The organism is Paenibacillus sp. PAMC 26794 (assembly GCF_000316035.1).
Classification (GTDB): Bacteria; Bacillota; Bacilli; order Paenibacillales; family Paenibacillaceae; genus Paenibacillus.
The window spans coordinates 85,623-94,479 of sequence record NZ_ANHX01000077.1; the positions used below are offsets into that span (position 1 = coordinate 85,623).

Annotated in this window: 4 protein-coding genes and 1 pseudogene; all 5 read left to right on the forward strand. The window is 48.9% G+C overall.

The features are described from left to right. Positions 1–177 precede the first annotated feature (177 nt). Positions 178–3,273: an ATP-binding protein gene (locus D829_RS0124975; RefSeq protein ID WP_017691646.1), complete on the forward strand. Its 3,096-nt coding sequence runs from the start codon at positions 178–180 to the stop codon at positions 3,271–3,273. Positions 3,274–3,427: 154 nt separating this feature from the next. Next, the gene (locus tag D829_RS0124980) at positions 3,428–4,591 is read left to right on the forward strand and encodes a response regulator (protein ID WP_017691647.1); all 1,164 of its coding nucleotides are present in this window, start codon (positions 3,428–3,430) and stop codon (positions 4,589–4,591) included. 31 nt (positions 4,592–4,622) lie between these two features. After that, on the forward strand, positions 4,623–5,969 hold the full coding sequence (locus D829_RS0124985; protein ID WP_017691648.1) for a deoxyribodipyrimidine photo-lyase: 1,347 nt from the start codon (positions 4,623–4,625) through the stop codon (positions 5,967–5,969). Positions 5,970–6,250: 281 nt separating this feature from the next. Further along, positions 6,251–7,426, forward strand: coding sequence for an acyltransferase (locus tag D829_RS0124990; RefSeq protein WP_017691649.1), 1,176 nt, complete (start codon positions 6,251–6,253; stop codon positions 7,424–7,426). A 379-nt stretch (positions 7,427–7,805) separates the two neighbouring features. Further along, positions 7,806–8,857 (forward strand): annotated as a pseudogene (locus tag D829_RS31860) (hypothetical protein); the annotation flags it as partial.

The window sequence follows — 8,857 nt, forward strand, 5'->3', positions numbered from 1 at the left end:
TCCTTGGTATACCAAGATCTTACGGAAACAGATAGAAATCCTTCAAATTATAACGAAGTTGATCGATTATGATACGGAAACTATTTCCGTGAGCACCAGAAACGTGTAACATGAATTATAGTGATAAATCGACAAAATTAGACGTCTCTCGCCATTGTGGATGGAAGGAATACATAGATGAGAAAACACTGGATTATGCTGACCATAAGCTTCATATGCATTGTCATTGTTCCACTGGGTTGGATCGCCCAGACGTTAATTAGCGAGCGGATTAACCCTCAGGCTACAGAGGGAAAAATTGACCTGACCCAATGGGACTTTGATCGCAAGGGTGCAGCGTCTCTAAAGGGTGTTTGGGATTTCTACCCTGGGCAGTTACTGAGCCCGGCAGATATTGAAGCGAGTGTATCTGGTCGTAAGCCATTGCCGGCTTCGTCTGGCACTCAGGTCCCGGCCCGATGGAACAAATCTCTGGGGGAAGCACATGGGTATGGAACCTATCATTTGCAAGTTCGGCTTACACCCCGGACGATGAAAAATGATTATGGTATACGCACACAGAATATTCGCATGGCCCACCGGGTATTTATCGATGGTAAAGAGATTGGCGGCAAAGGGCTACCAGGAAAGACCAAGGCGACAGATATACAATTAAATCTGCCCTTTACAGGATTCACGTCCATTGAGGGTAACACGGCTGACATTATCATTCAGGTATCAAACTATAGTTACTCGTCTGGGGGCATTGTGGCGCCCATTTTGTTCGGAGACGAGCATAGTATTCTGAAAAGTCAGCAACAAGATTGGCTCAAGGATCTGATGGCCTTATTCGGTTTTGTCTTGCCAGCCGCCTTTTTTCTACTTCTGTTCAGATTACGACGTACGGAAAAGGAGCATCATTTTCTCGGATTATTCAGCCTTTCTGGTGCGGTATACGCTCTGACACATGGGGAGAAGTTACTGGGAACATTGGTACCGTTCCTGACTAATAATGAGATACTTCGGATTCAGCTCCTTAGTTCAGCCTTTGCCTATTACTTTTTGCTTCGATATATGGATGCCCGTGTGCCAGGAGCAGTTCATCAGTGGTTTGTTCGTCTGGCTGTAGTGCTAATCATTACCCAGACCATTGTGGGTATTACGCTCCCTCCGACGCTTTTCTCGTCTCTTGAGCTTCCCATGTTGCTGATCTCGCTTGTTGTCATGTTCTATACGCTGCGAGCCATGTTCTATTGGTTGAAAGGACGACCGAATGATAGCCACTTTGCACTCGTGAGTATGATGAGCATACTCATGGTTGTTGTGTTGTATACGCTTGGCGCGTTCACTACCCTAGACACAGCGTTCTTTGCGCTGATTGAACTTTTATTATTTGTATTTGCCCAGATGATTGTGACCGCAATCCGCTTTGCACAATCATTCCGTGACGTGGAAGCCCTGTCGGAGCGTTTGCTTGCCATCGACAGCCTGAAGGACGAGTTCATGGCGAACACGTCTCATGAGCTGCGAACTCCGCTGCACGGCATCATTAATATTGCGCAATCCATGCTGGAAGGGGCGGCTGGAGCAGTCACGCCCAAGCAAGCCAAAAATCTGTCCATGATTACTTCAACCGGTAAGCGCCTTTCACTGCTGGTTAACGATATTTTGGATTTTGCCAAATTAAAAAATAGTGAGATTGAGTTGAAACGGGTAGCTGTAGATCTGGAATCGGTTGCCCGTACTGTAGTTGAAGTCTCGGGTTTCACGTTTGAGGACAAGCCGGTTATATTGATTCAACAATGGCCCCAGTCCTTGCCACTTGTTGAGGCAGACGAAGATCGCCTAAGGCAAGTTCTGTATAACTTGCTGGGTAATGCCTATAAGTACACTGAGCAGGGTGAGATTCGATTGTACGCCAGCGTTGAAGGGGATTGGGTGAAGGTATCGGTCGCTGATACAGGGGTAGGCATTGCCTTGGACAAGCAGGAGGATATCTTCCAGGCGTATGAACAGAGTAACGGCACGATTGAGCGATTGAATAATGGAACCGGACTGGGTCTGAGTATTACGCGAAAACTCGTTGAGCTTGGCGGTGGTGAGATCTGGGTTGAATCGGAGCCAGGGCAAGGTTCGACTTTTCATTTCACCCTGCCTGTTATGAAGTTGCCGCTGCTGCAATCTCATTCGAAACCAGCTGCCGCCCGATATGTTGCTGCTCAAGGGGCAGGGGCGAAGGAGCTTGTGACAAGAGAGTCCGATGAGCCGGATGATCTTCCGGAAGCGGAGCACACGATTCTGATTGTAGACGATGATCCCGTGAATCGACAGGTATTGCTGAATCTATTATCGACGGAACGGTATCGTGTGCTTGCAGCGGACAGCGGGTTCACTGCATTGAAACTCCGTGAAGAATTTCCGTCCATTGATCTTGTTATTACGGACTGGATGATGCCTAAGATGTCCGGGCTTGAGTTATGTCGCAAACTGCGCGAGCACAGTTCCTTGTCTGAGTTACCGATTCTGATGCTGACCGCCCGAGGGTTGCCTGAGGATATCAAACACGGATTCCAGGCGGGAGCCAATGACTTCCTGAGCAAACCAGTGGATGCCAGTGAATTGCGCGCCAGAGTTCGGACGTTGATTGAGATGAGGAGTTCTGTGCAGGAAGCTATTCGGACCGAAATGGCCTTTTTGCAGGCCCAGATCAAGCCACACTTCCTATATAATGCACTCAATGTCATTATCGCTACCTGTGCAGTGAATCCGGACAAAGCAACTGATCTGCTGATTGAATTGAGTCATTACCTGCGCGGAAGCTTTGACTTCCAGAACAGGGAACAGCTTGTTCCTTTGACCAAAGAGCTGGAATTGGTGGAGTCTTATGTGCATCTGGAAAAGGCCAGATTTGAGGAAAGACTGGTGGTTCAGTATGAGGTGGAGCCGGACGTGCATCTGTATCTGCCGCCTCTCAGTATTCAACCGCTTGTGGAGAATGCCATTCGCCATGGTGTGATGGAGCGGGCAGCAGGTGGGACAGTTCAGCTTAGAATTTTCAAAGAGAGCGAGCACGTTGTTGTTCAGGTTCAGGATGATGGTGTCGGTATCCCCCCTGAGCGGATGGCTCAGGTGAACTCTGGACGAACCGAAGGTCCAGGAGGTGTCGGGCTGCAAAATATAAACCGTCGCCTGATGTCTCTCTATGGTCAGGGACTGGAGATTCATAGCCATATGGGTAAAGGCACGCAGATCCGATTCCGTATCCCTGTGCAAAAGGTGGATTATTCCAATTAGTGTGCCGAGGCACGTCAAGGGAAAGTGACGCAGCAGGGGGCGAAAAGGCGGTAAAAGATGCACTTCAGCGAGTTTTGAGACACGCCCTAATAAGCGGATGCCGATAAAATCGGTATTCCTATTGAATCTTTCATGGCAGGAGGCTGAAAGAACGGTGAGAGCCATTGTGATCGATGACGAGAAGCCGGCGCAGCTTCATCTGGAGCGCCTACTACGAACAGACGGACGGATTACACCCGTGCAATGTTTTTCAACAGCCCGTGATGGTCTTCATTTTCTGGCAAACGAACGTGTGGATGTTGTGTTTTTGGACATCGGAATGCCGGAGATGAATGGCCTGGAAGCGGCTGAATATATACAGCAATTGGATCAGGGTATTCGTATTATCTTTGTGACGGCTTATGCGGACCATGCAGTGGAAGCATTCGAGCTGCATGCACTGGATTATGTACTGAAACCGGTAAGTTCCACCCGATTGGCCAAAACCATTGATCGAATTGCAGGCATAATGTCGCATAATTCCCAAGTTGCAGCCACCGCCGAGGTACAGGAATTGGAACCTGTATCTGTGGAGATGGATACTGAAGTTCCGGGGCTGCTCACGTTCAAACATCTGGATATCTACAGAAGTTTGGATCAGGGTGCCAAGAAACATAAGTGGCGCACAACCAAATCGCAGGAATTGTTTGCTTTTTTGTTTCATCACAGGGAAGAATGGGTAAGCAAGGAGATTCTGCTGGATAAGCTATGGGGTGACGTTTTCCAGGAAAAGGGATTAACCCATCTACATACTTCCGTGTACCAGATTCGAAAGTTGCTTAAGGAATGGAACATGACAGGCAAGCTGGAGTACAATATGAACCGTTATCGTCTGTTATCAGGCAATCTGGTCAGTGATGTGGATCAATTTGAAAAAGCCATGGTCTACAACGTCATTACATCAGTCAATGTCGATGACTTGAGGCATATGATTCCGCTTTATCGTGCCGATTATCTGGAAGAGCATGATTATCATTGGGCGCAGGCCAAAGCAAGGGAACTCAGACGCAAGTATACAGGGCTGGTTATGGATATCGCGAGATGGGACATGGAGCATGGTCGTGGCAAGGAAGCGATTGAGCAATTAATGATGTTGCAGGAACGGGAGCCTTATTCGGAAGAAATCTGCCGACTCATGATGGAAGTGTATGCATCCATGGATGATCAACAAGGCATACTTCGTTTATATCATTCATTTACATTGACATTAAATGAGGATCTGGGACATCAGCCGGAACCGGAAACAAGCAGGTTATATCAGAACCTGACAGACAAATAAATAAATGTAAGTTCAGACAGGAGGGTGAGGCATGAAGCTATTCATACACCGCAAAGACTTGCGTACGGATGATCTGGTCGCATTCGATTATTTGCGGGAACACCAAGAAGAGAGTGTGCATGTTCTCATCTATGATGCATTCCTCCTGCGGCAAGGCCGAGAGAAGGAACACAGCGGTGTGAATTTTAGGCAGCATGCAGCGGAATTAGGCAGACAGTATCTTGAAGCCAAACGAAAACTGCATGTTGCTTACGGCAAACCGTCTGAAGTGGTTGAATTCATCCTGAACGAATTCAAAGGTGAGATTGACGAGATTGTGGTCCATCGAGACATGACGCCATATGCAATCGAGCGGGATAGGGCCATACGCAAAGTCAGTGAGGCACGTGAGGTTACGTTCACACAACTGACGGATCATCTGCTGATGGATCTGAATGGATTTGCCCATTTTACAGGCAAGTCGGAGCCTTATAAGGTATTTGCGGCTTTTCATCGGCGGTGGGTGGAATTCATGAATGAACATCCCAACCCTCCTTCGGCAACAACGGTTGCAGAGTTGAAGGTGAGTGATCGTCAGATTGAATGGCCGGATGCAATGCAGGTACCTCCTGAGTTGCTGGAGGGCAGTGGTTCGAATGACGAGGACCCGCATCTGCTGTTGGATCAATTTTTGTTGGATCGAATTGCTGAATATGGGGATCATCGAGATGAATATGAGGCTTACGAGCCGAGTCATCTCAGTTCTTACGTAGCGGTGGGAGCAGTGTCTATCCGCAAGATGTACGATGCGGCGAGTCGCACGGCTGAGGCTGGGGAATGGATCAGGCAGTTGTGCTTCCGCGACTTCTATCTGTATCGGGCGGTCTATGAGAGTCACTATTTTACATATGAAAAGGTGTACGATCTCTCGGCTCTCCATGATGATCACTTTGAACGGTGGTGCAAGGCGGAGACAGGCATTCCGATTATTGATGCAGCGATGACGGAACTGAATGAAACCGGACATATGCCGAACCGGCTCCGGATTCTCACGGCGATGTTTCTCACCAAAAACCTGCAATGCCCGTTCACGTTGGGTGAAGCCTATTTCAGGCGCAAGCTGAGTGACTATGATAACATTCAAAACCGTGGTAACTGGCTATGGTGTGCCTCGCTTGGTGAGAATTCGGCTCCGTATTTTCGCGTGAACAATCCAGTAACGCAATCCGAGAAGTATGATCCGCAAGGTGATTATATTCGCAAGTGGTTGCCTGAATTGAAAGACTTGCACAGCAAGGACATCCATCAGCCGCGCAAGGATGCCATTGTTGATCTGAAGGCATCGAGACAGGCAGCGATCGACGTGTATAAACAGATTCTGGCGAGTCGTGGGAAGTAGACTCAGTCAGGGGCGTGATCATGCCCAAACCCAAATTTACCATTCTCATCCGGTTGATCCAATATTCATTTGATTGAGAGCAGGATGTTCCACAGACCGCGTACTCGCGGTCTTTTTTACATATATAGACATGAAAATAGTGTGAAATGTGTTGAAAATTTAGGAATTGTTAAGAAAATGGACTATCCATCTTAAGCATTATGGCTTTTAATAGATAGAGAGCTTTATTGTATTAAGTCATATCTGACCTATTGACGAACACATTAAGGAGAAACGTAAACATGAGTGAAACACTGAAAAGAGAGCGAATTCCAGAGCTGAATCTGGTGCGTGCCCTGGCAATTATCGGCGTACTCAGCGTGCATTCTACGTCCTACGCGACGGTGGACATGACGGGCTCAGGCTACTACTGGCTGTACAACTTTATTAATATTTTTATGAAATATGGTACGCCAACCTTTATTTTTATGAGCAGTTTCGTATTGTTCTATAACTATTATTCCCGTCCGCTGGACAAGAAACTCGTGAGTAACTTCTACAAGAAAAGATTTGTGTATATTTTGCTTCCGTATTTCCTGTTTTCATTAATGTATTTTGTGTTGCTGCATTTCACGCATTATCAGGGCCGTCCGTTTAATGAATCAGCAGTAAGTTTTATCACGAAATTGTTTACAGGTAAGGCCTATACACATCTGTACTTTGTGTTTATTAACATGCAATTCTATCTGTTATTCCCATTGGTGTTATGGTTGCTTAAGAAATATCCTTCTGTGGTGAAATGGTCTGTTCCGATTGGACTATTGATTCAATGGGCATTCATCGTAAGTAATAAATATGGATTCCAGGTACCCAACAAGGGAAGCTGGGCGTTCTCATACTTCTCTTATTTCATGCTAGGTGCTTTTATCGGGGTATATTTCCCTAAAATCAAGCAATGGTTCGTCATCAGCCGGGCCAATGCTACCAAAGGACGCGTAGCTTCATGGATTCTGCTCTGGGCGGTATGGATCATTGCTGGACTTGGCCATGTGTATATCTATTATCTGCTGCGTCTGAAGATCGCAACGTATAACACACTGTGGTATGAATTCTTCTGGAATGTGCATACCTTTGCTTGTGCGCTGGTACTTATCCAGATTGCCTATCTGCTCTATCGAAAAGGGCCGTCACTCATCGTCAAGCCGCTGAATCGACTTGGGGCATTGTCCTTTGGCATCTATCTGATTCATCCATTCTTCCTGCTGGTGTATCGTAATTATCCACCTCAAACAGGAGTATCGTGGTTAGTGCATCTGTGGTATGCCGGAGGATTCGGTGTAGCTCTGATCGCTTCGTGGATCGTCGTTGGATTGACGGCAAGGTTTGTTCCATATGCATGGGTCATCTTTGGCAATCTGCCAAAACCCAAACCACGTCTCGTCCCACAACAGAACTCGGGTCAACTGGACGTTCGTTAAGATGTATTTCCAACACAGGAATAATAAACCGTTTCTTGGTCGACCTTAGGGGAGAGCAGGGAGCGGTTTTTTCGTCTATACAGATATGCTGGATGTGGGGAACGAGTGTTTCTTTTTCATGTATGAGGGGTAATCATAAGGCGGAACGATAATACATTATGGATAACAGGATTAAGGTGAATATAATGACAACATGCGAAAAATGCGGGAGACCGATGCAGGATATATTGGAATATGTGGAACACATTCTTCACGAATGCAGTGAACAGACTCAGGAGTACAATTCGAAAGATTATCAGGCCTATGGCCATGAGGGTGTTCGCGAGCAGATGTGATACAATAGAAAGAAACCGGATTCATACGGAACCGAGGTGACAACATGGAGACGGGTCCAGCCCCTTTCCGGCAAGGAAAGACGGAACAAGAAGCGCGACTGAGCAAAACGTGTATGTATTGCGGACAACAGCGGCCGATGTCCGAATTCCGGCGCAGAACCGGAAAGCGGGCAGGTCCCGTAGCCAGGCGTGGAGCCTGCCGCAGCTGTCGCCAGCTTGGTGGACAGGCTGACCACGATGCAGGTTCAAGCGTGAGCGGGCGAACGAATGAACGGATGGAGCATCAACGGGATGGCTTGGAGACACGTGCTGTTACTGCCAGACCCTCTGAATCTGCGAGAAATGTGGCAGGTCGTACCTCCCATGGTATGGAGCAGGGATCTGCTACGTTGGCTGAGTCTGACAGAATTCTGGTGTCTCAACCTTCAGTAGAATCGTCATCTTCGAATGACGATGAACATGCTGACTTGGTGACTTCCTCACCCTCTTCTTCGGGTATTCGGAAGAAGAGGAGAAGACGGAGGAAGAGCAAGCGATCAGAGAGCATAACGGGCAATGAGCTGAGAGAGACGAGTCTGGAGCATGATGGTTTGGCAGGTGTGGTAGGAGATGAGCCACAGCCAGGCGAGCGCTGGTGTGGGGAAGAAGGGCATTCGCAGGAGAGTCATGCTGCTGCGAATGATAAGGGCAGTGCACAGCGGGCTGGCGCGCAAGCAACCGCTGCAGTGCAGGCCGCCGAGCAAGCTGCGGCGGCCCACCAGGCTCTGCTGCCGGCTGAGCCGCAAGGCCCGGCAGCAGAGCCCATGGCTGCGGATCAACCGACCGCAGCCAAACGCAAGCGCAAGCGGCGCCGCAAGCGTGCTGGCGTGCTCGCGCCCGGCGCAGGGCAGGCCCGCAGCGTAGCTGCTGAGGCCCCTGCGCCGGCACTGAGCGACCGTGGCGATGCCACCACGGTCGCTGCACCTTCGGCGGCGGAGGCACAGCCTGCCGCCACCGGGTGCGAGCCCGGGCAAGCGCCGGGGGCTGCTGCGGAGGCAGGGCCTCCTGCGCCCGTGCGCCAGCCTGGCTCGCCAGGGGCCAAGCCGCGCCAGGCGCG

Bases quoted from the DNA above. Each gene is read 5' to 3' on its own strand.
- D829_RS0124990 (WP_017691649.1), top strand. From the start codon at position 6,251: ATGAGTGAAACACTGAAAAGAGAGCGAATTCCAGAGCTGAATCTGGTG.
- D829_RS0124975 (WP_017691646.1), top strand. From the start codon at position 178: ATGAGAAAACACTGGATTATGCTGACCATAAGCTTCATATGCATTGTC.
- D829_RS0124985 (WP_017691648.1), top strand. From the start codon at position 4,623: ATGAAGCTATTCATACACCGCAAAGACTTGCGTACGGATGATCTGGTC.